Here is a 24,069-nt window from a genome sequence, read left to right as displayed (position 1 = left end):
ATTATATCAATAAAAAAAGGGGTTTTTTAATAATTTATAATTTTTTTTTGACATGTTTTACTACTCGAAAATTCAAATCATATTTAAATCTAAAATAGGTATAGGAATTAATTATGGATGATACGAGCGGATATAAAGCTGTATATATCACTCTGCGGATTTCTAAAGAAGAAAATGAATTACTGTCTATATCTGCGGAAAGATCAGGTCGTAATAAAAATCAAGAAGCAAAAATTAGGCTGCGGCATAGCTTAGGAGAATTTAGAACTATTTCAGAAAGATATTGTCTTCTTAAATAAATAAGGAAATACAAATGATAAATAGATATATTGGATTAAGAAACACAATTTTAATCAGTGCTACAGTTCTACTAACAGCGTGTGCAGCAACTCAAACTGCACTAGAGCATGGCACCTTACAAGTAAGCACGAAACAAAGCGAAACTATCTTTTTAGATCCTGTTTCCAAGGCTCAAAAAACCATTTATGTCTCAGTCAAAAACACATCAGATGAAGAGGTAAACATTGCGCCACAATTAAAAACAGCGTTAGTAAGCCATGGCTATCAAATTGTAAGTCATCCAACTAAAGCCCATTATCTGCTGCAGGCAAATATTCTTAAAGTAGGAAAGATGAGTGTGGCGGCAAGCCAATCAGCTTTAGGTAGCGGTTATGGCTCTGCCATTGCAGGAGCCGTGGCTGGGGGGGGGTGCTGCAGGCAGTTTTACTAACTCAGGAACTGCCGTAATAGCAGGGGGGCTGGCAGGTGGTGTCATTGGCCTTGCAGCAGATTCTTTAGTTAAAGATGTTAATTATACCATGATTACTGATGTTCAAATTAGTGAACGAGTGGCTCAAGGCGTGAGAGTTAACGAACGATTTCAATCCTATTTTAAAAATGGTAGCAGTACTATCACTTCTCAAGTCGCATCACGCGATAGCAACTACAAACGTTATAGAACCAGGGTGGTGTCTAATGCAGATAAGGTTAATTTAAAATTTGCTGATGCCCGCCCTATGTTAGAGCAAGGCTTAGTCAAAGCTATTGCAGGAATATTCTAATGATTCCTTAGCCTATTAGAAATGGGTAAGCCGGATGCATATATAACCTGTAATTAAATCCTAAAAAATAAATTCAGCATGATTAAAAAAGGTGCTTTTACAAGCGCCCTGGAGGAGGTTTGTCAGTGAAAAAAGAGATTGGTTTTAAAACGTTAATCGTTATTAGTTTGCTGGCAGGCGCTTTAAGTGAGGCGAGTGCCAATGAGGTTACTCAAATTGGGCGTTACGCAACTGTTTCTAATAAACCCCTTGCAGCACAAGTTAACCCCTTATTAGCAATACAACAGGTTCATTTTAACGCTGACATTCATACGGTAGGAGAAGCCTTGAACCATTGGCTTTTACACTCCGGCTATGAATTAGTCGCAGAACAAGAACAAGCAGACGCACTTAAAGCGGTGCTTAAAAAAACGTTACCCCAAGTTGACCGGGATTTAGGGCCTTTATCCATTAAAGAGGGACTCGAGGTTTTAGTAGGTAAGGGTGTGTTTGACTTAGTCGTTGACCCACTTAATCGCCGCGTGAGTTTTACTTTATTGCCTAAATACGCTCAGTTTAATAAGAGACAAGGAGCTAAAGCATGAAAAAAATACTCTTGCCCAGTCAGTGTTTATCAATCATGAAGCAGCCACTCACGTGGGCTATTGGGATGAGCGCAATAATTGGCACTGTTGCAGGATTGGCTATGTCTCATGAGCCAAGCGCACCTAATCCGGCTTTAGCCGTCAGTGAGGCCGTCATTAATCGTTTAAATGAGTTACAGAATCATTTAATCTCTCTGGAAGCTGCCAGTCAAAAACCACTGCCAAAACTGAATTTATCCGCGTTAGAGCAAAAAATTAAAGACTTAAGCCACGATGTTGCAGCACTTTGTCAATTTAATCCTGAGGCCTTAAATAATCATTTTGAGCAAAGGCTAACGCAAACTGAGCACAGTTTATCGCAGCAATTAAACACGCTTAATCATGCAGTCACCGACATTAAATCAACGTATCACGCCATTAAATACCTTCCTGCCCAATCGTTACCTTTTAAGGTTGCAAGCATTGATAGCATTCAAACTATTCCTGTGGCCTCTATACAGTACGACTACAAAACAATTCCACTAGAAAAAGGGGATTCGCTAGCTGGTTGGACACTCGTGCGCGTTGATTTCCCACATCAACAACTTGAATTTGAAAATGGGAATAAAGAGCACGTGTTAATTAAGCAAGAGCACATTGGTTAGGAGTAAAGTCATGAAAAAATTGATTGTGCTTGCAGCGTTTCTTCATGCGTTTTCAAGCAATTTGTCTGCGCTTGATATTCCAGCGTTTGCAGAACTCTCGTCACGGCCCTTGACTATCACCGATAAAGCGCTTGCTAGACGGGGGCTCACGCACTATCAAGATGATGTGACTGCATACCAAGCGATAGAGTCCATGACATTGGATGAAAAAGCGATGCATGAAGCGCGTGTTTGGGGGCTTACCGAGCTTGAGGAAAAGCGCTATTTAACCCTAATGCGCAATCGCAGCGCCGTATACTACAAGGGGCTACATTTAACGCCTATTGATATCTTAGGACTTAATGCCCGTAGTGAACAGGAACGCGCACATTTTGCAGCCATGAGTGCGGAGCTTGAAGCGCAAAAGGTCGCTCAAAATTTAGCTTGGAATAGTGCGTTTGCTAAAGCCTATAACGAACTGTTTAAACACGACTCCGTGGTGTCTGACACGTTTGACCCCACGCCTTATTCTCCCATGGCGCATAAACCCGTGCCCTTAACGGCAGGTGATGCGCTCTTTTTATTCGTAAAACCGACTGATGCTTGTAAAAGCATAGTTATGACCTTAAGTGAAGCGGTCTTGCAAAATCCTGGTACGCGACTGCATTTAATGGTTTTAGAGGCAGATAATGGCGAAATTCAAGACTTAGCGCATCGCGTAGGACTTTCCTATGACGCAGTGAAGTCTGGCTTAATCACGCTCAATCACGGAGAGCTTCACTATGAAAGTTTAACACTGGCGGACAAGCAAACACCGCTTTTGGTTTTGGCGCGCCTCGGCGTCTCACGCATTGTTGATTTAGGGAGGATTTAGCATGCGATTGTTGGCGGCAAGCGCGGGTGTGTTGTTAATCAGTAGTGTTTATGGATTAAAAGTACTCGATATACAGGGGCCAGTTACGGCTATTAAGCCTTATCTCTTTTCTTATGTAGCACCAACAAAAGAATTTGAGCTGACTTCGCACCCTAGGGCTTTTGGTGTGCCCATGACAAGCAAAGCATCAGTAGGTATGGTTGTCTCTAAAACCGTGCCAGATTACCTGTCGCTGACTATGCTGGTGATTGGCAACGATGAGGTCTCAAAGCGATGGTTAGCGACACAACAACCCTTTTTAAAAACGTTTCAAGGACTAGGGTTGGTGGCCAATGTAGAGACTGAAGCGCAATTGAGCGCACTTCAAAAGCGAGCCGGAATTCCTTTGGTGGCTGCAAACGTTGATGCACTAATGGCGCTCATTCATCAAACACATTACCCCTTAGTCATTGAGAAAGGGCGGGTTTGGCAATGAAGGCTCAACACACTATAAAAAAACGTCCCACAAGCCTTTTAGTTCGCAGTCTCGCCGCGGTCTTGGTGTCGGGTAGTCTTGGTTTTTTTGTGCTGTTTGCGTGCTCACTTTTTTGGTGGTGTAGCGTAAGCTTTAAGGATGCCTTCATGCGTGTAGAGCGCTTAAGCATGCAAGAAAGGGGGCTTGTTAATGCGCTACAACCGCTTGCATGGCATTTAGAAGGCTCAACGTCTAGGTCTTTTAAAAACGAGTGGCAACACTGGCATGCTCAAGCGGCGCAAACCGCACACCAATTTAAGCAAGCGCTTGATTTACCCCTACAAACTTTAAACGCTGAGTTCAAAGCGACTCGCGCCTCATCATCCCTAACTGATTTTCTGTCAACGCTTACAACCTTTTTTAAGCGTGTTTATCTCTTGGGGTGCGCTTGTGCTCATGTGCTGTGGCTAAAAATCCTCTTGTGTATAGCTGCAATTCCCTTGTTTGTCTTAACAAGTCTTGCAGGACTTATTGACGGTTTAAATCAGCGAGCCATTCGAACTGCCTCCTTAGGTAGAGAATCCACCTATGTGTTTCACAAGTCCTTACCACTGGCACGTAAAACATTGTTTTGGGTGTTGGTGATGTGGCTTGCGTTACCTTTTTGTTTTAATCCAACTGGTTTGTTTATGGGTTTGAGTGTAGGACTTGCCATCGTCATGAGTACGTCAGCCAGTCGATTTAAGAAGTATTTATAGGAGGAAGCCATGACTAAATTAAAAATGCTTAGTGGGCTGTGTGGGTTACTGCTGTTAGTTAACACAGGGTGCGCTGACAATGCAGCCCTTAATGAGACATTAGTGCGCCTGATTAATCAAATTAACGCCATGATGCCGCTCCTTGATGAAGCCCAAGACGAGCAAGAGCCTAATGCGCGAATTGCCCTGCACGTTGAGCGCTTTGTGGATGGGGAGGGAAAAACGCATGCGGGTCTTAGAGACGATTTAGTTGCCATTCGAAATAGCCTCATTGATTTTATTAATCAACCCGCCATTGCGCCTAAAATCATTAAACCGTTGGCCTTAGATTATGTAGGGAGAGGTTAATGATGATGGCAGAAGTTTCCACGCTCTTTTCGCAAGCCTTTGCTGAAGCGTCTAAGCATACGCCATCTGTGTATGCCAATTTACTGCGTTTTGTTGGCATGACGCTGCTCTTTATTGGCTGCTCGTTCGCGGTGAGTCAATTTTTAAGCCTTGATGCGAAAAAGGAAGATGAGTTTATGTTTAATCTCGTAACGAGGCTTATGAAACTGCTCTTTGGGGTCACACTCGTTGTTTTGCTCTTTAAACTATAAGGAAGAAAAATGAAAAAAACTAGCACTAAAATCCATCGCCTGCAGATTTTTAGCTGCAGCCGCAAGCTTAATGACTACCTCAGTACAAGCTGCCGATTGGTTTCCAACAGCCTTGGTCGGTAAAAATACAACCAATAAAGAAGCGATGTTGGTGTTTTCCGATTTGCTCGTTAAGGGCTTTAAAATTTTACTCTTTGTCGTGTGCATTGTGAGCTTTTATCAATTTGTGATGACGGTATCCCATGGCATTGAAGCGGCGAAGAAAAGCGAGGGGGGCTTGATGGCTGTGTTTAGCTCCTATGCCGTCATGTCCTTTATTTATCTCTCCATCAGTATCGTTTGTGCGTATTTTGGTTTTACCGCCGTGACTAATTTTAGTCTCTAAGGAAGAGCAAGATGAATTACCCTTCGAGTCGCTCCCTCACTCATGACTTTATTGCTTATCAAGGGTTGACCTTAAAAGAGCTGTTGCTAACAGGCCTCATTGGTATGGGTCTTACGTGTGTATTGATGACTATCGTAGGTGCTCTTCTTGGCCGGGCAGGTACGGCTGGCGCACTGGGTTTGGTGCTTGGTTTTTCTTAAGTGTGCGCGTTTTTCCTCACAAGATTGCGCGCCATAAACTTGGAAAGCCTGCGGGTTTTTTAAGAAAAAAATTTATCCTGCAGGCCGTGCGTTTTGGGCTGATGCAATCGCCTTATCTACATCATCAAGGCTTGTGGCGAAAAGACAGGAGACTTGGAGACAGCGATGTTTAACTATTATAAGAAAATAGATAGTTTAAATGAGCTTAATCGGCTTTTACTGGTTTGTTGTGGCGCTTTCTTTCTCTTAACCCTTTGGCTGGGGTGGGCACTCATGAGAGCGCCAAGTCAATTGCAAATTTGGTTAACGCCTGCGATGAGTGCCAATGGTGGTTTAATTAAAGCAGATGACATTCCCGATGAATATGTGCATGGGTTTGTAGCAACGCTTATTCCTGCGCTCAATTCCTGGCCTGCCGGTGGGGAAGAAGGCGTTAATCAAAGGATTTTGGCCTACCAACATTACTTCACGCCTCGTTTTCGAGATGTGATGGTGGCAAATCAAGAGGCACTGAACAAAGCAGGTCTTTTTTCAAGAACACAACTTGCAAGTCTTTATCGGTTTTTAGAGCCTAATGATGTCAAACGACTCAGCCACAACGTTTGGGAAGTGCACGTTGTGCTTAGACTTACCCAAAAACTCAATGACCAGTCCGCCATGGTGATTGCTGATAAAGTGGTCGATTACTACTATCGCGTGGTCAAAGTTAATGTCTCTAAATTACAAAATCCTTTTGGGTTAGCGCTTGATGGTTACAGTCAGCCTGAGCGATTAGTGAGCGATTTATTAAGTTCAGAGGTTAAAGGAGAATCCCATTCATGAACATAAAGTGGTTGATGATTATCATTGGGCTTTTGATAAGCGTTTCGGCACAAGCATTAGAAACAGAGCATGTGCTGTGGGAAAAAACACCGCTTTCGATACAACTTCCCTTAAAAGAAGAGCGTGTGATTCGCTTTCCAGCCCCTATTTCGATTATTGATTCCGAATTAGATGACGATTTAAACGTGCTTAAACTTGACGATGCCTTATATATCAAAGCAATTAAACCCTTTCATCATAAGCGCTTGATTGTGCAATTGATGCCAGACGATGAGCTTGTGGTGCTCAATTTATCAGCCAATGACAACGACCATCCGGTGGCACCAATAGAAATTTTAATGCCGTCTAAAGAGGGGGCATCGATTGAAGAGGCTGACAACCAAAGCGCCTCAAGTAAGGACTTAAGCGCTGACACGTCAGCGCTTAAGTCAAATGACCTGATTAATCCTGTCTCGTTAACGCGTTTTGCCATTCAGTCGCTCTATGCGCCCGCGCGTCTTTTATCCCCGCTACCAGGCGTGGTTAGAACGCCGATGCAGACTCAAAAAACGGTGACGTTGGTGTATGGGGCTGCAGTCACTGCACACCCATTAATTTCCTGGCAAGCAAATGAGTTGTATGTAACGGCCGTTGAATTAAAAAATGACTTAAATAAAGCGATTGTGCTTGATCCAAGGCGCTTGCTGGGCGAGTGGCAAACGGCAACGTTTTACCCAACCAACACATTAAAGCCCCGTGCCATGCACGAAACCACCACAGTATTCTTAGTGTCGTCTCGGCCGTTTGGTGATGCGTTAAAAGCAATAAAGGGGTATGTGCGATGACTCGACATACAGGCCTTAAAGTCTTAACTGGGGTGGTGGTGCTTCTTGTGTTGGTGGTGCTTAGTAATGGCAAGCCCACCTCGCCAAAGCCTGAGGCGACTGAGTCGGTTAACAATGTCAACCAAGCCATTGCCAGTCAATTTAATGACAATATTCGGGATGTGTCGGCGCGCCTCCTGGAAGATGAAAAAAAGATTGAACGTTTAGCACAAAAAAATAAAGACTTGATGGTACAAAATGAAACGCTATTAGCGGCAAAAGAGCCAGGGGGCGCGGTGGTGCGTGAAGACTTAGCACCTGAAGTCAAAGCGATGGTCGAGGCACTTAAAGAAGAATTGGCGCAACTCAAAGCAGAAGGCCAAAAGCAAAAAGAGCTCCCCCAATATGCCTTAAATGACGAGGCCTATTTGCCTGCAGCCAATGCGCATCTTAAAGACATTGACGCCTTGCTGGTTAAGCGAAAATTATCGGAGGAGGAATTAAGTTATTGGCAAAAACTTAAGAAAAAGAGGGCAGTCATTGCTAACAAGACGCACCTTAAAACGAAAGGGCCTGCTAAAAGCGATGAAAAGACAGGCATTCCTTATTACACGCTGCCCGCTGGTTCTGATTTGGGCCATACCGTTTTACTCTCAGCCCTCATTGGTGAGGTGCCGGTGGAAGGCAAATTAATGCAGCCTTTGTTTCCCTTTTCAGCACTTGTCAGTCGCGGTGACTTAATGGCCTCTAATGGGGTGCCGCTGCCGCCTGATATTTCCGGGATGAAAGTCAATGGGTATGCAATTGGCGTTGGCTCTTTTCTCGATAACATTTCCTGCGTGAGGGCCTATGTGACCTCGGTGCTTTTTACCTTTCAAGATGGTCATTTTGTAGTGGTTGGCAATGAGGAAATGAAAAACTCAGCCGAGCTTGTCAATAATGAAAGCCTTGGCTATTTAACCACCCCCTTTGGCAATCCCTGTATTCATGGCACTTATTTTACCAATGCGCCACGGGTGCTTGCTGCCATGATGGCCTCTGGCGGTATTCAAAGTGGCGGTAATGCGTTGTCCCAATGGCAAATGAGTTATTTTGCAGGGCCTAATGGCGGCGCGGCACTGCCAACTGGCTCGTTCGCTAAGTATGCGGGTGGCGAAATGTTGACAGGTAGTGCGGTGAAGGCGTCCGATTGGCTGGAAAAGCGAGTTCAAGGCAGCTTTGACATGGTGTTTGTGCCAGCGAGTTTTAAGTGCCAAGAAGGCCGCCAACTCGCTTGGTGCGTTAACCGTGTCTCACTTCATTTAACCAAAACCATATCTATTGATAAAGAACCCCGAAAGAGAGTAATTCATTATGGTCATACACAACACTATAACCGCGATTTTTCTTTGCGTTAATAGCTTAGTTTTTTTAAGTGGCTGCTCTAAAAATGTCACGGCAGGCGGCGTGCCTGAAGCAGGATTAACGGTAAGCCAAATTTATCATCAGAGCATGGCAGAATCGATGAGAGACTTGCCAATCTCTCATCATGAGGGGCGGCAAAAAGTAAGCTATGAGGGCTATGTTCGTGAAGCTCACAATGAGGTGCAAACGAAATTTAAAACGGTGGAGAATCCCGCGATTCCTATTTTTATTTATCCTCATGTTGCCCAGTTAGGTGATGAACAATTGATAAAGCCTGGCTTTACTTCCGAGTTTTTTCTCTACAAGCAAAACCAGTTTGCGCTGGCGAGTGAACGGTATTAAGGAAGATTAAGATGCGACAACTTCATAAAGCACTCGATTGGGTAATAGGGCCTCAAAACAAAGACAAAGTCTCTGTTAAGGCTATTAAAAAAAGATATGAAACCCACTTGCCCTCGTTAGCAGCGCATTGGGCTTGTGTTGATTTTTGTGATGAAAAAAATCTTTTTTTGTTGGCTGATGGCATTAGTGTGGGCTCAGGGTTTGAAGTAGGGGATATTGCGGCTGAAGCGGTGTCGCCTGCCTATATTCAAACGCTTTTTGAGCGTATTAAAGAAACCTTTTCTTATGTTGTTCCGCTTTATCAAGAAAACCCCTGGGTTATGCAGCTTTTTGTCCAGGATGAATACAATCTTAAGCCCGTTTTAAAAAGCATTGCCAACGCTGTCGTGCCTGCTTGCCTTGGCAGCCAGTTCACCGCGGATTATCTCGAGAGACTTAATGATTTAATGACCAAAATGACCCGGGAGCAAGGGTTGTTTATCGATCCTAAAACCGATTTACCTTACCGAGGACGCCAACGGCGCATTCGCGTTTTATTTTACCGATTATACCAACAAGGCCTCAACGTGACTCGAGCGGCGGCGGTAGAGGAACATGAGGCTATTCTTGAACAGATTTATACCAAGTTAAAAGCCCCAGGCTTAACCTTAAAACGTTTAACGGGTAAGAATTATTATCAATGGTGGGCCAGGTGGTTTCATCCGCGCCCGGCAGAAACAGACGGTGATGTGAATGCCTGGCTTGCTAAACTGCCTTACCCTCTTGATAAACCGGCAGGCTTTACACTCACGCAGTCCATCCTTGGTGAAGTTAAGAGTAATGATAAAGGTTTTTATTTTGATGGTTTGCCGCATCGCGTGATGTATGTCGAAGGCCTTAAAGCGCCACCGGTGCCAGGGCTATTGTCCCGCGAACGTCCACAAGATAACCCTAAGCATTGTTATGCCTCACTCGATAAATTACCGGAAGGGTCGATATATACGCTCTCGGTGGTTTTTGCAGATGACGCGGCCATTCATGCCCATCTTCAGCGCCTTGAAAAAGGCATTATTGGCACAAGTAGCCTGCCGACGCTTGCCCGTGAGGATATCAAAGAAGCTCGTCATGAACTCGGTGTAGGTAATCGCTTATATTGGGTCAATCAAGCGGTGCTTTATCGTGCATCAGATGAGGAGGCGTTGTTAAAGGTTGAAAAAACCCTTAAACATCTCTTCTTTGATATCAAAATGCCGCTCATTGATGTGGCGTATGATGTGCATCCTCTAAGTAGCTATTTAAATTGTTTGCCCTTTAATTTTTCACCTCTCTATGCTCGCAAACATTTAAGTTTTGAACGCTTAATGTATGCCTCAGAGCTTGCAAGCCTTTTGCCCGTTTATGGGCGCTTTAAAGGAGCAAAGCAGCTGCCTTGTTTTTGTTTTTTTAATCGTTTGGGCGAACCCATACTCTTTGATGTTTTAAGTCATGCCTTTGTCAGTCAAAACTCTCACATGGCGCTTTTTGCAAGCTCAGGCGGCGGTAAATCAGTGTTGACCGGTTACATGGTCAATGCCTTAATGGCGATGAAAAACGCACGCATTGTCTTATTTGAAATGGGCAATAGTTTTGACCGCCTTTTGGTGCATTGCGAGCACTACGGGAAAAAAGTCAGTCGCATGCTTTTGAGTAAAGATAAGTCTAAAGCTGTTCCTTTAAATCCTTTTTGTGATGCGTATTTAGCCTTGCCTGAGCTGGGCTATTGCAAAGATGAGACAGCATTAAATCAAAAAGCGAAAGCCCTTCATAAGTTAACCGCAAACTTAGACCAAACGGCGTTAACCGATGAAAGCTTGATTGCTGAGTCAAGAGATTATTTATCGGAGTTAGCGCTTGCGCTAAGAACGATGTTAACAGAGGCCAATGAAGGGGAAGAGCAAGCTTTTACGCTTGCGGATGAATCACTGCTACTGCAAGTGTTAAGTGATGCGATTGTGCATTCCTGGGAGGCGGGTATTTCTCAGATGTTGACTGAGCATCTGGTCGCTGCTTTTAAGCGGCGAATTGAAGTTGAAGAATCAAGTCGCAAAAAAGAGCGTTTGCAAGACATGCACGATAGGTTGCTCAACTATGTGCTTAATCCAACCAAAGCCGCTTTTTTTAATGTACCCACCGACCCCTTAAACGATTTTGATATTTTTCATGTTGATGTCTCGGCGATGAAAGACAACAAGGGTCAGCTGGCACTCGTGATGGCCTCGCTTTTACCACGCATTTTAGCACTAGCTGAAGCCACGCAAGACACCGAGCGCCCAACCTTTTTAGTGATTGATGAAGCGCATTTGCAGTTTGATATTGAGGTCATTGTGGCCCTTTGTTTGTTGATTGCCAAAGTGGCTCGCAAATTGGGACTTTGGCTTGTGCCGGTCACTCAAAACATCAGCGACTTAAGTTCAGCGCGTGCCACCAAGATTCTATCCCTTTTAGAAACCTGGATAGTGCTTGGATTTAACGAGCAAGAATTAACGGACTTACAACGCTTTAAAGCCATTACGCCTGAGCAAGAAGCACTCCTTCGAAGCATTGACTCTCAAAAAGGGCTCTATGCGGAAGCGGTGGTTCTAGGTTCACGTTATCAAGGCCTCTTTAGAGTGATTCCATCACGCTATTTACTCGCCCTTTTAATGACTGAAAAACAAGAAAAAGCTGCACGCAAAACATTGGAGCAAGAACATGGCATTCTTAAAGCCGCTGAACTCATGGCAAGTCAGATGGAAAACAAGGCAACCGCACATCACCAAGAGGATTATTTTTTCGATGATGATTTTGTTTAATTCAGACCTTGCCTTGTCGCAAATACGGTCGCTTAAAACCATCGAGCTTTTTACTTTAACTACAATGCCTTGCTCGCTTGGGCACTATCCTGTAGCGGTTTGTCTCATGGACAAAAAACGCTTGCTCGATAGCACGCTTGATGCAGAACTGCCGCCTCAATTGCTTCAGGAAATCGTTAAAAAAAGCGCGAACGACTATAGAGCGTTTTTTAATTGTGAGCTTAAAGCAGAGACTTACCAATTGGTTTACCTGCCCGCTGTCGTTTTTAATGGTGAGGCCGTTATGTATGGGGTGAGTGAGATTGAAAAGGCTGTTGCCCTTTGGGAGGTACGTCATGATTAAAGGCGTGACCTTTTGGCTTGCGTTACTGTTGCCTGCTGTGCTCTTTGGGTTGGAAAGTACAAAGCCGCCTAAGCCATTAACCACGCTTGAGCTTGGGCTTAAAATCACCTCGAAAGTATTTACGCATTCCCATGTGCAAGTAAAAGGGGTTTGTGTGTGGCTTACAAGGCGTTTTCCACCTAAAGTGATTACTTCTCCTGCCATTTCCCAATTTGTACCCGATTTGATTGTAACCGTGTCCAATAGACCTGGTGAAAACCCCTGGCTTGAAGCACGCCACTTGGTTGAAAACAAAGCAGCTTTAAGCGGGTACCAGCGTGTTTATCAAACAGCACGCGGCTTTCCGTTAGGCTTTGGCAATGACAGTATGCAAACGAATCCTTCGCATTTAAATGAAGGACATACTCGTGTTGTAAGCGTCTTTGGTGCCCCTACGCACTATCTTCGCCTACCTGTTTTAACGCACAAACCTGAAACGACATTTCCATCCATTTATTATTCATCCTTAGCCGATGCCGTGATGGAGCGAAGCGAGGTGGCAGAGCTCGCCTATTTAGCCACGCGTCCCCATCTCTTATTAGGTCATGAAATTGGCACCACTTTAAACCATTGGGGCTTTGAAATGCCGCGGTTAATGTATCTAACACAACCCTCTCGGTTTAGAGCCTCTGTGGTGGCAGCGATGCATGCTGCCGACATTGTCACCAATCAAAAAAGCCTGCATTTAAGCTACCCCACCACCAATCGTTGTGGCAAAGATTGCATCATTAGCAACGTCACGTACGACCCTAAAAGAAAGCACGTCATTTGGCAAGAAGTCTATCCGCGTAACCGTCTGATTGTACCCGGGAAATCGGATGATTTTGGCTTAAAAGATGAGGCCGCCGGCAACGGCAATTACATTTTTGTGGTTTGGCGAAAATACGAGGGCTGCGTTGAGCAGAAAGGCAGATTAATCGCGGGCGTTGGCATGGGTCGCCCCCATCGACGGTGAAAAGGGAAAGGTATGAAAAAATCATTATTGGGATTAGGGATTATGGTAGCAGGCATTTCCAATGCCTCGTTATTTCCCGAAAAATCAGAATATTATTATCAATTAGGGGGTGGCTCTGATGTCTATGTTCCGGCTATTAGTCACACCGAAAAAGTGACCATTGGGGGACAGCTTAATGCTGACGGTATGTTAAATTGTGCCGCCTTTAATCCGGCGGTAACTATTGGTAATTCCTTTAATGGCATTAAGGATAAAATTGCAGGCGTTCCAGCAAGCCTCATCGATGGCTTAAAAGGCGGGGTGGCGGGTTATCCGATGTATAAACTCAGTCAATCCATGCCAGCGCTCTACAACATTATTCAAAATACCGCCTTTAGCGCTCAAAACGAATTTCAGATGCGCTTATCTGATTGTCATCGCGTGAAAACTAACCTTGAAAATGGCAGCTCCCCTATAAGCGCGTTGTTGTCTGTTTCTGATTCAGAAGGCTGGATTGAATCAGCGCAGCGTGCCGCCACCAACAATAAAAATGCGCCTGTTGATATTACGGAGTCATCTAAAACCATTGCGCAAAAATCAGAAGAATACGGTATTCCTTGGGTGCATAAAGCGCGCGGCAATTCAGGGGGTAAATACCAAGCGCCGATTGAAGTCATCTCTGATGTGGTCATCGCAGGCTACAACGTGCTTTTAAATCCTTCTCGGGCCTTAGATGATAAAGCATCAGTGCCTAATACAGTTAAAAAGAATAACCCCTTTACGCACACGTGGGCCTCCCCGCAAAAAGCAGCAGATTGGGCGGTGCTTGTGTTAGGGGATATTAAAATTTCGCATGCCAAAGTGGCAGGCAGTAAAGATGCCAAAGCGGGCATTGGGTTAGCCACGTTGCTACAAAGTTGTCCCAAAATTGCTGATTCAAAAACGTGTACGGTCAATGTGGCTGATTTCTTATGGAAACTAGTCGATGGCAAGTTGCCCACCACGGATGCCAATTTAAAGAAACTCTCAGCGGGCAATATTCTAATTACCCAAGACATCATTTCAGCTACTGCGCGCTTAGCGCGCGAAGAACAAATTCTCACGGTGTCGAAACTCGCTGAAGAAATCGCTATCCAGAATTTATTGGAAGAAGCCTTAATGCTAAAGCGCCTTTTGCAAGCTGGTTTTCAAATTCAAGAAGTTCAACGATTAAAACCTGTGCAAACCATGGTCTTGCAGGCCATTAAAAAACTGGATTCTGAAATCAATGAGCTGTCTTTTGAACAAGACGTTCGCAAGCGTATGATGACCAATACCTTAAACGTCATCATGGGCGTTCGTGACCAGCAATTCAATGAAAGTCGTGCGCCTGCTTCCTTAAGCACCGATGTCATTAAAGAGGGCGCTGTTTATAAGCAGGCTAAAAAGGAGCGTTCAGCATGATTGTGTTTAGTCCGCTCGCACTCTACACCACCTATTTAGGTTGGCAGCAGTATGATGTGATTTATGATGCCCTTTGGCAAACTGGTCTTTTGTATGTGGGGTTTATTGCGATTGTTTGGCGGTTTTTAAAAAATTTGCTAGCGCCGGCGGGCGCGACTCACCATGCGGCTGAGCATGCCTTAAATCACTTTTTATTTGAACTGGCGATAGCGGTTTTTATCTGTGGTCTTTTTGTTTATCCCTCAATGGCCTTACAACAAAAGGGGCTAGTGTTTAGACCAGTGTGTACGTTAGGAGGCGAAAAGACTAAAGATTCTAGCATTAAAGACACAGGTACGACCTATGACGAATCATTTGCCGATGTCTTAACCGGGCAGGTGAAAGTGCCTTTGGTTTTTTTGCTTTTGCAAAACGTAGCGTCCAGCACGACGTATGGGTTAATGAAAGTGACCGGCTGCTCTGATAGTCTTCAGGCCATTAAAGGGGATTTAATATCCACGCATATTCCCCAAGCCCTTAAAAAGCAAGCGCTTGATTTCCATCAACAATGTTATTTAGAGGCTAAGACCGCGTATTTAAACACGTCCCGAACCGCAGCCGAACAAGCTAAAGTTCAAAAAATACTGCAGCAATATGGCGGTGAGGATGATTTAAACTGGATGGGGTCGAAAGTGCTGCAAACCTTTTACTATGAAGATTTAAAAGCCAGAAGTCCTGTGCCTGGGTTTTCCTATGCCTCCAATCCATCGTCTCATTTTGAAGACGCGGGCAAAGAGGATAAGGCGGTTGCCGCGCATAAACCTGAGTATGGTTATCCAACCTGCGCCGCTTGGTGGGATAAAATTAAAGAGGATTTAGTAGAAGCCTCCAACAAAGCCTCGTGGTATGACGAGCACTTGGGCAAATGGAATGTAGGGCACCGTGTCACTCAATATAAACTAAAACACAAAATAGGGTGGGGTAGTCAAATTAGTGCCGATGATTTTATTGCGCGAGTGTTACTTCAGGATGGAACAGACCTTCAACTTGCGGCCAATGAAGCACTGATGGATAACACCAATGGCACCTTTAAAACGGCTGCGTCTCGCGCCTTAATCAATACAGGACAATGGTTTAAATCGTTTACCACCACCCCTTTAAAGCGCGAAGCTATTTTGCAATCGCTGCCCATCATGCAAGCATTTTTTTATTTTTTCTTAATCATCTTAACGCCGTTTGTATTGACGTTAAGTGGCTATAGTACAAAAGCTGTTGGTAGCGTGTGCGCATTACTGTTCATGGCGATTTTCATGCAGTATTTGTGGCATCTTGGCAGCTTTTTGGAGCGCGCAACGGTTAATAGTCTGGGTGAATCCAATGTCGTCTCGGCCATGCAAAACATGATGGTTTTATTTTATTTCATCGCCCCAGTCATTTTATTGAAATTGTCCGCTCATTTTGGCGGTGAAGGCGGGGTGGTATTAGGGGATTTGCTGACTTCTTCTCAAGGAGTTGCTAACGAAAAAACTCAAGTGGTACAAAGTATAGGAAGGGCCGGGGTAAAAGCTGCTTCCAAGGGGTTGCTATGATTAAAGTATTTTTAGACATGGCGGCGCATCACTTCCGAATATTTTTTATAGTCAATCTGACCTTTTTCATAAAGTTTATAGGCCTCTGCAGCACTGTAAATAGTTTTTTCATTTTTACTGCAACCTACCTCCAAACTGGCTTCCAACAAAGTAAGTGCGATGCGCAAACAACCTTTCAAGGCTTTCTTCCAATTCATCAGGAGTGCTCTCCATGCTAAAACGTTATCTGTCAGCTTTTATTATAACGATGATTCAATGGCTTATTCTAGTCTTGCTTTCAGCAATGATAATCAATCAGCTCCTTTCAACCAATAACGAACTTTTAACATGGCATGTATTTTTTGAGACACATCGAGTTTTGTTTTTAAGTCTTCATGGCATGATTTATCTCACAGCATACTTTCTATGGCCTAAAGCAATCGCATTCTATGTAAAACGAAAAAAACTCTCTGTTAAACCAAGTCAGCTCAAGCGTGCTCTATTCGCACGACATTATGTCGTTGGCATGTTAGTGGCCTTAGACTTGTTATTTCAAATGAGGTCATGATGAAGCACTATCCTGTTGAAAATTTATTACGAGAACCCACGGAATTTTATTCAAGCCTCACCTTTTTAGGACTTGCGACTATTGCGCTTAAAATGCCCCATGTCTTGCTCTTAACAAAGCACATGAGCTATATCGCCGCAAGCATCTTAAGTGGCTTTGGATTTTATCGCTTTACGCAAGGATTTCGAGTTAAGCGTTATCAAAAACGCTTAAAAGCGATGTCTTATTATGCCTTGTCTACAAAACAAGTTCCTCTGTCTAAAAAGTACTTGTTTATAGGGCGTGGTTTTTTATGGACTGGTTTGCACACCCAGCGCCTTCATCAAATTAAACAAGTCGGCAATTTACGGTTTATCCACCCAGGCAAACTGTATCAAAAAGCTAGGGAGTATGCGCGTTTGCATCCCAAATCTCTGTTGACAGCATTTCTTAATAACCCAGCTCGAGTTAATCCTTTAAAACCACTACCACCTGTCGGCGGCAAGCCTTATCTGCATGGCTTAGGGAATAAAGACAAGCCTATCTTAATTGGACAGGAGATGCGCGTTGGGCATACTTTTGTATTAGGTACGACCAGGGTAGGTAAAACACGACTTGCGTCTATTTTGATTAATCAAGACATTCGCAATGGCGATGCGGTTATTGTGGTTGACCCAAAAGGCGATTTGGATTTAGTTCGTGACATGTATTCAGCGTGTCTTGCATGCGCTCGCTTGTCGGACTTTAAAATGGTTCATTTGGGCTTTCCAGAAGCCTCAGCAAACTACAATCCTTTAAAAAACTTTGAGCAATTAACGGAAGTGGCTACCCGCATCACTGACGCCATTGGGGCGGAGGGAGAAGGTAAGCAGTTTGCTGATTTCGCTTGGAAGTATGTCAATCTTGTTGTTAAAGCGCTGCTTGCGATGAATGAGCCAATTAATTACGAAGAAATCGGCTTTTACTTAACCCGCCTTGACCAATTATTGATGCGTTATTGCGATACGGTGTTTGCCAAGACTCATCCTGACTATTTAGCAGAAGTTCAAGCCATCCTCGTTGAGAACGATACCAAAGTAGATAAATACGGTAATCCTTATCCGCCCATGGACCGTGCGAAAGCCGTTTTAAAATACATCAAACAGTATGTCAGTGATATCATTGAAAAAGGGGATATTAAGGCCTTTCAAGGCCACCCCATCATTGAGCTTTATGACGCAGCAAGCCTAGATAAGCAATATTACGATAAAATTACAGCAAGCGTGGGGCCTGTGCTTGCCAAAATTAACAGCTCTTCAGCAAGTAGCATTTTTTCAGGGCGAAACAATACGTCTGAAGTTGAATTAATGACGGTTATCAAAGCCAAACAAGTGCTTTATATTGGCTTAGATAGTTTATCAAACACGGTGGTGGCAGAGGGTGTTGGGAAAGCCTTTTTATCGGATTTAGTGTCAACGGCAGGTAAAATTTATAAAGAGCCTGCCGCCAATTATCGGGTTAATATCCATTGCGATGAGTTATCAGAAATCATTCAAGAATCCTTTGTTAAGATTTTAAACAAAGCAGGGGGCGCGGGTTTCCAAGTAACCGCTTATGCACAAACCAAGCAGGACTTGGAAGTGGCTTTAGGCTCACGTGCCATGGCTGAAATGACGGAAGGAAATCTTAACACCATTATTATGCTTCGAGTAAAAAATACTGATACAGCGAAAGTCTTAACGGACATTTTACCCAAAGTTGATGTGATTAGTCACACGCAAGTCTCAACGGTCAATGACACCCCTCATGGCGAAGATCAAGTGTATTTTAATACCACCAATGAAGATCGCGTCCAGATGACCTCTATTCCAATGCTTGAGCCTTCTGATGTTTGTGAATTACCGAAAGGGCAGGCCTTTGTGCTCGTTAATGGCGGGGAGCTTTATAAAATTCGCATTCCCTTGCCGCTTAATGATGGTCTTGCTCCTGATAACATGATTGCTGCGATGAAGGAACTCAATAGCATTAAACTTAAAAAGGCAGTTCATGTATCTGCACTAGAGGAGGTAAATAGAGAAATACCTGCTAAAGACTTAAAAACGCTTAATTCCAACACAAACAGAGAATTAGAGTCATGGTTGCCACAAGATGAAGAAACTGAAGCGCGCGTTAACGCGCCTGTGATGGTTGAAGAAAATAAGGCGCAAGCTGAGAAAGCATTGACACAGCTTAATGAAGAGGAGTCGTCTGGTATTGTCCGCGATTTTATTAACTGGCTTCACAAGCGTATTGAGTCAAAAAGTAGGCAATTTAACCCAGACTATCAGCTTTTGGTCAAAACGAGCGATGCATATCCTGCCCAGGTAGTTTTTATTAAAGAAGAGGTACTCGCAAAGTATCAAGCACGCTCAGGCATTAATGCCGAGCTGCTTGCTAAGGTATTAACCGCACTAGAGTGTCCCTATTTCATCAAAGACCAAGGCAACTCGCAAATTGTCTATCGAGTAGAACTCGACAAACCCTTGCAGGTAACTACCGCAAGCCTTATTCAATCAGGAGAAAGAATCTCATGACCGCTATCATTCGTTTAACGCTAGTCAATCAAGAAGCAGCTCAACTTTTTGGCCGAACGCTTAAAAATGGCCATCTTTTTTTTGAGCGTGTCCAACTGAAAATTGGCGTGTTGATTAAAGAAAGTTTTAATCATAATGCACATGCACTCATTAGTCTTTATACGCTATACGATGAATTGTTACACCTGCATGCGCATTTTGACGATGAAATTGATAAATTTGAAGCGCTTATTGAAAAAAGGAAGAAGCTCGGTGCGAAAACGATTGAGTTTAAAGCACAATTTACTCATGAGATGGCTGCCTCACATGGCTTTTTCATGGTGTTGGCTGATTTAATTGAACTCTTTGACAAGCTTATGACTACCCTTAAGCTTTTGCATTTATTAGGACTCTTTGATTCTTGCCACACCTTGTATACGCAAAAAGAGCGCTATCAACGTGAGCTAAATTTCTTTTTAAGTAAACTTATTCAAACACCTTCCTATAAAGACTACTCAATTACCGTTGAGGAGGCTATCCAATTAAAAACCAGCGTGCCTAATCTTGATTATTCGCTGTTAAAGGCAGCACTTGACTCCCCATTCGCCCCGAATTTAAGTCCACAGAGATTAGCAAAGCTAAGTAGTGCGCTTAATCGACATTTAAATCAAAATAGTCGTACCGCGCCAGAGTACGTTAGGAGGAAGTTAATATAACGATTTTAACTGATTTCGAAATTAATGCTTTTAAATGCTTGATATCTTGGGTTTAAACAGCTTACTAAGCACTTTTAGAAAGTCAATTTTAATTTTTAAATTTTAATAGGAAAATGATGGAAACCCTTTTATTCGTTAGTTCAAGAAGAATCTTATTTATAAGCCTAGTCGCCTTTTTTGCTAGCTTCTTTATTAATAAGCTATTTGATAACCCTAACCCTAAGGATTTATTGGCTCCTTTAGCGCAAGAAATAGCGCATTTTTTAAGTAGTGGCGCTTATTATTTGGCTATTGGTCTTTTTATCTTTGGTATAGCAAAATTTATCTATGAGCAATTAATTAAGGATTACTAACAGTTTAATAGTCATTGCATTTGTACGAGCCAAGAAAAGAGTATTACAAAATGAGCTATATTTTTAAAGCTTACTTAAAGCTTGTAGTTAATCGAAACTATTGCTGTAAAAAAATGTGAATCCTATCGGTCGTCCAGGTTGGCATTCCAGAGCCAAAAAAATCTTTATCTTCTGTCCATATAGGGCAGGAAAATGTTAACGCAGTGGCGACAATAGGCCAATCATTTATGTCACGTGCTTTCATTCTTTCTTTAGCATCATGGCTATATTGCTTGTAGATTTCTTTATCAACGATGTTGAATAATGCTTTAAGTTTTTCAAGTAACGCTATTGCAGGCTCACTTGGCATGTTACGCTTTTCAAAAATTTGAGGAATATATTTAACCGCATCAATTAAACAAACATCAGGTACAAAAAAATCTATTTTCTCCTGATATTGAATAATTATATTCCTAACTGTTTCACCTAGAACACTTCTAATGAGAGTGTTTGCATCAAGCACAATTGATTTTAAAGACATTATTTACGATTCTTAGATTTTAGTTTTCTAAAATCAGCGAATAGTTCATTTTCAGATATACCATGCTCGATTAATAGTTTATCTAGCTTGGCAGCTGCTTCTTTTAAGTCATGAAGGTCGGATTTCTCAGCATGACTTTTCGTAGGTATATAATAGCCAACCGTTTCTCCATGTCTTGTTATCGCAACTGGAGACGAGGTTAAAATATATTGTTGAAGATGCGCTCTAAATTCTCGCATGCCTACTTTTAATACTGTGGCAGTCATTTTATTACTCATTAATTAAGTACCCATGTGTACACAATAGCATTTAAAATGACTTTAGTCAAAGAAGTGGCTATGAGCTTGTAAGATCATTTTGTCCACATATCCACACGGAGCGTAACAACCTACGGCCTAAGTGAAGCTATAGTGTGGGTATGTGGGCAATAATGATGTCCTTTGTTTTTGCTCGATGCAAAAGCAAAGGACTCTGTTGGTGGGGTGAGCGCACACTTTTAACGTGCGAAGCACGCTGCGTCACTATCGATTTGCACAAAGCAAGTCATAGTGACGCAGCATTGATGCTGCGAAATTTTTAATGATATCAATAACATAATAGATAAACGGACGGAAAACAAAATTTTCTGTCCGTTTTTTTGTTCATAATTTATAAGTTTGGTATATTTATATTTCAAAGAATTGATGACTCATAAATTATGTATTCAGATTATATGTATGCCTTTCTTTAATATTCATTAATGTGAAATTAACTAGAATATTGCAGCTCATAGAGGTCTTTGTTATGATAAAAATGAGCACAACTGATGAGTCCGTGAAATTCGGATGAAACCAGTGTTTTGGTCTTGTGTAATGTCTGCTTCTATTCCTTAACCTTCAGACAGGACGATAAGTTTGGAAACCACTGTTATTCATTAGTGAGTTAATGAAACCTACTGTTATCAAAATAGCCTCTATTTTGAACCCACTGTTACCAGTCTATTAATTTGCCTGGATTTATTGCTATCAGCGTATGTTTGTTTATTCGCTGAACGCTTAAATTTTGAAAGTGAACTTTGAATTAATTTCTTTTAAATCTTAAACAGTAATTCATGTTTGTGATTTCTATTTGTATTAATTGTCACGAGGTGACAAGAGAGATATTCATTTTTTATAACTTCTAAATGAGGAATAAAACGATGACAAATGACAATAAAAATAATGATTGGGATGTGACCGATGAGCTTAAGAAGCAAGAGCAAAAAGATTTTTTATTAAATCAGGAGAACTTTGAGCGGTTAATGAAAGTACAGCGTGATATTGAAGCTGAAACTGAAATGAGGCCTACCTTTAAAAAATTGATTAATGCATTGGTGACCGAAGAGGCGCTCTCAAGTGTGAAACAACAATTGGTTGAACAAATAAGAGGGTAGTTGATGAGATTATATTTGAACTTAAAACGAAAATAAGGAGGACTGAAAAAGTAAAGACCGTTGTAATTAAAGTAAAGCACTAGTTGAGTAACTACTGATTTACCTCTGACTATAGAGCCCTGTGACTATGTCAAGGATCATCATTTGTATGACCTGCTCTGTCAACACTAAACAAAGTACAAGGTAAAGGTAGTGATGTTTCATAAATGAAGAGGGCAGACAATGGGTAGGTTAGGTCACTTAAGAGAAGTAGCAATTAGGCACCTTTCTCTGATAAAAACGGGCTCACATCAAAAGAGAACCTATAGAAAAAATGTTGTATTACGTTTTATTAATACGTTATACGCTTGTAGCCCTATTCCGCCTAATTGGTATGGGCTAACCAAAGATCACTTATTGAAGGTCATTATACAGTGGCAAAGAGAATCTAAAACGGACGACACAATTAGAATGTATATCGCTGAAATCAGATATTTTTTGCAAGCAATTAATCATCAACTTGAAGGTATTGATAACAAATCACTTGGTCTTGTTAGGGCAAAGCCCGTTAAAATAAAGCGTGTTCATGATGATTGCTTGGAAAAAGTATCTGATCCAGTTGTACGTTTTATTTTAAGTCTTCAAACAGAATTTGGCTTAACCTTAAGTGAAGCGTTTCGTTTTACCCCTGATTTGCATGCAAGGACAACCTTCTTACTACTTAGCCGTGATATGACAAATAATAGCAAAGACAGAGTAATAGAAATCTATTCTGAAGCGCAAAAAGAGGTGCTTAAAACGGCCACGATTATTAACATGAACTTAAATCCAATTAAGCAGTATGGGTATGAGGGCGTAAGAGGGCGTTATAGGATGGAAGTTATAAAAGTAGGGCTTACGCCTGCGGTCAACTATCGCTATGTTTTTGCACAAAATAGATTAGCTTACTTGCAAACAAGTTTACCTAAACGTGAAGCGAGACAAATTATTTTAGAGGAGATGGGGGTAAGTGAAAGGGCACTAAGGAGATATCTGCATGAGGGAGAGTAAGACAAAATTAAAAAGCGCAGAATTTTCTATTAACCAAATAGTTAAACATGCTTCTTATCAGTCCTATGCGAGTCAAAATGATATGCGCGTCATGCTTAGGAAATGTGTTCGTGATTTACATACGTTGGGCTTTAAACTTACTCATGTTAAAGGGTTTAAGCCTAAGCATATTTATAAGTTAGTTGACTATTGGAAACAAGAAGATAAAAGTCCAGCAACGATTAAAAATTATTTATCAAAATTACGCGAACTGGGTAAATTATTAGAGGATAAAAAATTAGTCAAACCTGACAATAAAGCTTATAAAATAGGCCGTCGGCAATATTTCCCCGAGCAGAGCAAGGCCATTCATCATATTGATTTTTCAAAGTGCTCTGATTCACTGATTAGGCTTTCCATGGAGGGTCAGTATTTATTTGGTTTAAGGCGCGAAGAATCAATTAAGTTTAATTTAAGTCAGGCTTTAATCAAAAAGGATGCTATCTTACTTGCACCCAGCTGGACCAAAGGCGGAATAGGAAGAAGCATACCTATTACCAATCAAGCGCAACGGGATTGGTTAGAGCGAGTAGGGGAGACCGTTAAATATGGTCAATCTTTAATTTATGAAGGAAGCACGTATGCTAAACAGCTTAATAAATATGCCTATCAAACAAGGCTCATGGGCCTTAAACAGTTGCATGGGCTAAGGCATAGCTATGCTCAAAGGCGTTATAAAGAATTAACTGCGTTTTATGATCTTAATAAAAGAGGGTGGGAGTGTCCTTTTAATGGCGGTACTATAGCAAAAGAGATGTCCAAAGTAGAGCAAGATATCGATTTTAAAGTAAGGCATATCTTAACTCGGGAACTCGGGCATTCAAGATTAAGTATTCTTAATATTTATCTTGGCTAGCTTTAAATTTAATAATTTTTTACTTTTTTTATTGATTTATTT

General features: G+C 42.2%; 30 protein-coding genes and 1 pseudogene. 28 read left to right on the top strand and 3 right to left on the bottom strand.

The window, feature by feature from the left end:
* Positions 1-113: 113 nt before the first annotated feature.
* From DYE47_RS14465 to DYE47_RS14370, 21 genes are all read left to right on the top strand, one after another.
* Entirely contained in the window at positions 114-299 is a 186-nt protein-coding gene (locus DYE47_RS14465; RefSeq protein ID WP_115304114.1) for a TraY domain-containing protein, read from the top strand.
* Positions 300-313: 14 nt separating this feature from the next.
* Positions 314-730 (top strand): complement resistance protein TraT, encoded by a 417-nt coding sequence (traT, locus tag DYE47_RS16560; protein ID WP_342352894.1) that lies wholly within the window; start codon positions 314-316, stop codon positions 728-730.
* Positions 672-1,061, top strand: coding sequence for a complement resistance protein TraT (gene traT, locus DYE47_RS16555; RefSeq protein ID WP_341273405.1), 390 nt, complete (start codon positions 672-674; stop codon positions 1,059-1,061). Before traT (DYE47_RS16560) ends, traT (DYE47_RS16555) begins: the two co-directional genes overlap by 59 nt.
* A gap of 125 nt (positions 1,062-1,186) precedes the next feature.
* Positions 1,187-1,645: a PFGI-1 class ICE element type IV pilus protein PilL2 gene (gene pilL2 / locus DYE47_RS14455; RefSeq protein ID WP_115304112.1), complete on the top strand. Its 459-nt coding sequence runs from the start codon at positions 1,187-1,189 to the stop codon at positions 1,643-1,645.
* Positions 1,642-2,289, top strand: a complete 648-nt coding sequence (locus DYE47_RS14450) for a hypothetical protein (protein ID WP_115304111.1) — start codon at positions 1,642-1,644, stop codon at positions 2,287-2,289. The genes pilL2 and DYE47_RS14450 overlap by 4 nt, the downstream gene beginning before the upstream one ends.
* Positions 2,290-2,299: 10 nt before the next feature.
* Positions 2,300-3,142, top strand: a complete 843-nt coding sequence (locus tag DYE47_RS14445) for a TIGR03759 family integrating conjugative element protein (protein WP_115304110.1) — start codon at positions 2,300-2,302, stop codon at positions 3,140-3,142.
* A gap of 1 nt (position 3,143) precedes the next feature.
* The gene (locus tag DYE47_RS14440) at positions 3,144-3,617 is read left to right on the top strand and encodes a PFL_4695 family integrating conjugative element protein (protein WP_115304109.1); all 474 of its coding nucleotides are present in this window, start codon (positions 3,144-3,146) and stop codon (positions 3,615-3,617) included.
* Entirely contained in the window at positions 3,614-4,354 is a 741-nt protein-coding gene (locus DYE47_RS14435) for an IncC plasmid conjugative DNA transfer DtrJ family protein (protein WP_244924158.1), read from the top strand. The genes DYE47_RS14440 and DYE47_RS14435 overlap by 4 nt, the downstream gene beginning before the upstream one ends.
* A gap of 24 nt (positions 4,355-4,378) precedes the next feature.
* On the top strand, positions 4,379-4,702 hold the full coding sequence (locus DYE47_RS14430) for a hypothetical protein (protein WP_115304162.1): 324 nt from the start codon (positions 4,379-4,381) through the stop codon (positions 4,700-4,702).
* Positions 4,702-4,953 carry a hypothetical protein gene (locus tag DYE47_RS14425; RefSeq protein ID WP_115304108.1) on the top strand — a complete coding sequence of 84 codons (252 nt, stop codon included), beginning with the start codon at positions 4,702-4,704 and terminating at the stop codon, positions 4,951-4,953. Before DYE47_RS14430 ends, DYE47_RS14425 begins: the two co-directional genes overlap by 1 nt.
* 70 nt (positions 4,954-5,023) lie before the next feature.
* Positions 5,024-5,338 (top strand): hypothetical protein, encoded by a 315-nt coding sequence (locus DYE47_RS15960; RefSeq protein ID WP_147285935.1) that lies wholly within the window; start codon positions 5,024-5,026, stop codon positions 5,336-5,338.
* 11 nt (positions 5,339-5,349) lie between these two features.
* Complete coding sequence (locus DYE47_RS14415) at positions 5,350-5,538, top strand: hypothetical protein (protein ID WP_115304156.1); 189 nt, start codon at positions 5,350-5,352, stop codon at positions 5,536-5,538.
* A 165-nt stretch (positions 5,539-5,703) separates the two neighbouring features.
* On the top strand, positions 5,704-6,360 hold the full coding sequence (locus DYE47_RS14410; protein ID WP_115304105.1) for a DUF2895 family protein: 657 nt from the start codon (positions 5,704-5,706) through the stop codon (positions 6,358-6,360).
* The gene (locus tag DYE47_RS14405; protein ID WP_115304104.1) at positions 6,357-7,184 is read left to right on the top strand and encodes a TIGR03749 family integrating conjugative element protein; all 828 of its coding nucleotides are present in this window, start codon (positions 6,357-6,359) and stop codon (positions 7,182-7,184) included. The genes DYE47_RS14410 and DYE47_RS14405 overlap by 4 nt, the downstream gene beginning before the upstream one ends.
* Positions 7,181-8,560 carry a TIGR03752 family integrating conjugative element protein gene (locus DYE47_RS14400; protein ID WP_115304155.1) on the top strand — a complete coding sequence of 460 codons (1,380 nt, stop codon included), beginning with the start codon at positions 7,181-7,183 and terminating at the stop codon, positions 8,558-8,560. Before DYE47_RS14405 ends, DYE47_RS14400 begins: the two co-directional genes overlap by 4 nt.
* The gene (locus DYE47_RS14395; RefSeq protein WP_115304154.1) at positions 8,517-8,909 is read left to right on the top strand and encodes a TIGR03751 family conjugal transfer lipoprotein; all 393 of its coding nucleotides are present in this window, start codon (positions 8,517-8,519) and stop codon (positions 8,907-8,909) included. Before DYE47_RS14400 ends, DYE47_RS14395 begins: the two co-directional genes overlap by 44 nt.
* A gap of 11 nt (positions 8,910-8,920) precedes the next feature.
* A complete protein-coding gene (locus DYE47_RS14390; RefSeq protein ID WP_115304153.1) occupies positions 8,921-11,719 on the top strand; it encodes a conjugative transfer ATPase in 2,799 nt (932 codons plus the stop codon).
* Positions 11,703-12,062: a DUF1525 domain-containing protein gene (locus tag DYE47_RS14385; RefSeq protein ID WP_160149908.1), complete on the top strand. Its 360-nt coding sequence runs from the start codon at positions 11,703-11,705 to the stop codon at positions 12,060-12,062. Before DYE47_RS14390 ends, DYE47_RS14385 begins: the two co-directional genes overlap by 17 nt.
* Before the next feature lie 28 nt (positions 12,063-12,090).
* Positions 12,091-13,056 (top strand): TIGR03756 family integrating conjugative element protein, encoded by a 966-nt coding sequence (locus tag DYE47_RS14380; protein ID WP_165482081.1) that lies wholly within the window; start codon positions 12,091-12,093, stop codon positions 13,054-13,056.
* Positions 13,057-13,068: 12 nt separating this feature from the next.
* Complete coding sequence (locus DYE47_RS14375; protein WP_115304151.1) at positions 13,069-14,478, top strand: integrating conjugative element protein; 1,410 nt, start codon at positions 13,069-13,071, stop codon at positions 14,476-14,478.
* Positions 14,475-16,046 carry a conjugal transfer protein TraG N-terminal domain-containing protein gene (locus tag DYE47_RS14370; protein ID WP_115304150.1) on the top strand — a complete coding sequence of 524 codons (1,572 nt, stop codon included), beginning with the start codon at positions 14,475-14,477 and terminating at the stop codon, positions 16,044-16,046. The genes DYE47_RS14375 and DYE47_RS14370 overlap by 4 nt, the downstream gene beginning before the upstream one ends.
* Before the next feature lie 11 nt (positions 16,047-16,057).
* Here the strand turns inward: DYE47_RS14370 and DYE47_RS14365 are convergent, their stop codons facing one another.
* A complete protein-coding gene (locus tag DYE47_RS14365) occupies positions 16,058-16,243 on the bottom strand; it encodes a hypothetical protein (RefSeq protein ID WP_115304149.1) in 186 nt (61 codons plus the stop codon).
* 14 nt (positions 16,244-16,257) lie between these two features.
* Between DYE47_RS14365 and DYE47_RS14360 the strand changes: the two genes are divergently transcribed.
* From DYE47_RS14360 to DYE47_RS14345, 4 genes and pseudogenes are all read left to right on the top strand, one after another.
* Positions 16,258-16,593, top strand: coding sequence for a hypothetical protein (locus DYE47_RS14360; RefSeq protein WP_115304148.1), 336 nt, complete (start codon positions 16,258-16,260; stop codon positions 16,591-16,593).
* Positions 16,593-18,578, top strand: a pseudogene (gene traD, locus DYE47_RS14355) (type IV conjugative transfer system coupling protein TraD); the annotation flags it as partial. The gene DYE47_RS14360 and the pseudogene traD, both read left to right, overlap by 1 nt.
* A gap of 542 nt (positions 18,579-19,120) precedes the next feature.
* Entirely contained in the window at positions 19,121-19,819 is a 699-nt protein-coding gene (locus DYE47_RS14350; protein WP_115304146.1) for a hypothetical protein, read from the top strand.
* A gap of 113 nt (positions 19,820-19,932) precedes the next feature.
* Positions 19,933-20,172 (top strand): hypothetical protein, encoded by a 240-nt coding sequence (locus DYE47_RS14345; RefSeq protein WP_165482078.1) that lies wholly within the window; start codon positions 19,933-19,935, stop codon positions 20,170-20,172.
* A 97-nt stretch (positions 20,173-20,269) separates the two neighbouring features.
* Here the strand turns inward: DYE47_RS14345 and DYE47_RS14340 are convergent, their stop codons facing one another.
* Together DYE47_RS14340 and DYE47_RS14335 are read right to left on the bottom strand one after the other, a co-directional pair.
* Positions 20,270-20,692, bottom strand: a complete 423-nt coding sequence (locus DYE47_RS14340) for a PIN domain-containing protein (RefSeq protein ID WP_115304144.1) — start codon at positions 20,690-20,692, stop codon at positions 20,270-20,272.
* On the bottom strand, positions 20,692-20,970 hold the full coding sequence (locus DYE47_RS14335; RefSeq protein WP_242604258.1) for a type II toxin-antitoxin system Phd/YefM family antitoxin: 279 nt from the start codon (positions 20,968-20,970) through the stop codon (positions 20,692-20,694). The genes DYE47_RS14340 and DYE47_RS14335 overlap by 1 nt, the downstream gene beginning before the upstream one ends.
* 899 nt (positions 20,971-21,869) lie before the next feature.
* Here DYE47_RS14335 and DYE47_RS14330 point away from each other — a divergent pair.
* The 3 genes from DYE47_RS14330 to DYE47_RS14320 all read left to right on the top strand — a co-directional run bounded on the left by DYE47_RS14330 (position 21,870) and on the right by DYE47_RS14320 (position 24,027).
* The gene (locus tag DYE47_RS14330; protein WP_115304143.1) at positions 21,870-22,103 is read left to right on the top strand and encodes a hypothetical protein; all 234 of its coding nucleotides are present in this window, start codon (positions 21,870-21,872) and stop codon (positions 22,101-22,103) included.
* Positions 22,104-22,325: 222 nt separating this feature from the next.
* Entirely contained in the window at positions 22,326-23,132 is an 807-nt protein-coding gene (locus DYE47_RS14325) for a hypothetical protein (protein ID WP_115304142.1), read from the top strand.
* Complete coding sequence (locus tag DYE47_RS14320) at positions 23,119-24,027, top strand: phage integrase N-terminal domain-containing protein (protein ID WP_115304141.1); 909 nt, start codon at positions 23,119-23,121, stop codon at positions 24,025-24,027. Before DYE47_RS14325 ends, DYE47_RS14320 begins: the two co-directional genes overlap by 14 nt.
* Positions 24,028-24,069: the final 42 nt, after the last annotated feature.

This window comes from Legionella beliardensis, assembly GCF_900452395.1.
In the GTDB taxonomy this organism is placed as follows: domain Bacteria; phylum Pseudomonadota; class Gammaproteobacteria; order Legionellales; family Legionellaceae; genus Legionella_C; species Legionella_C beliardensis.
The sequence above is the reverse complement of the archived record's forward strand: the minus strand, read 5'-3'. Positions and strand labels throughout refer to the sequence as shown.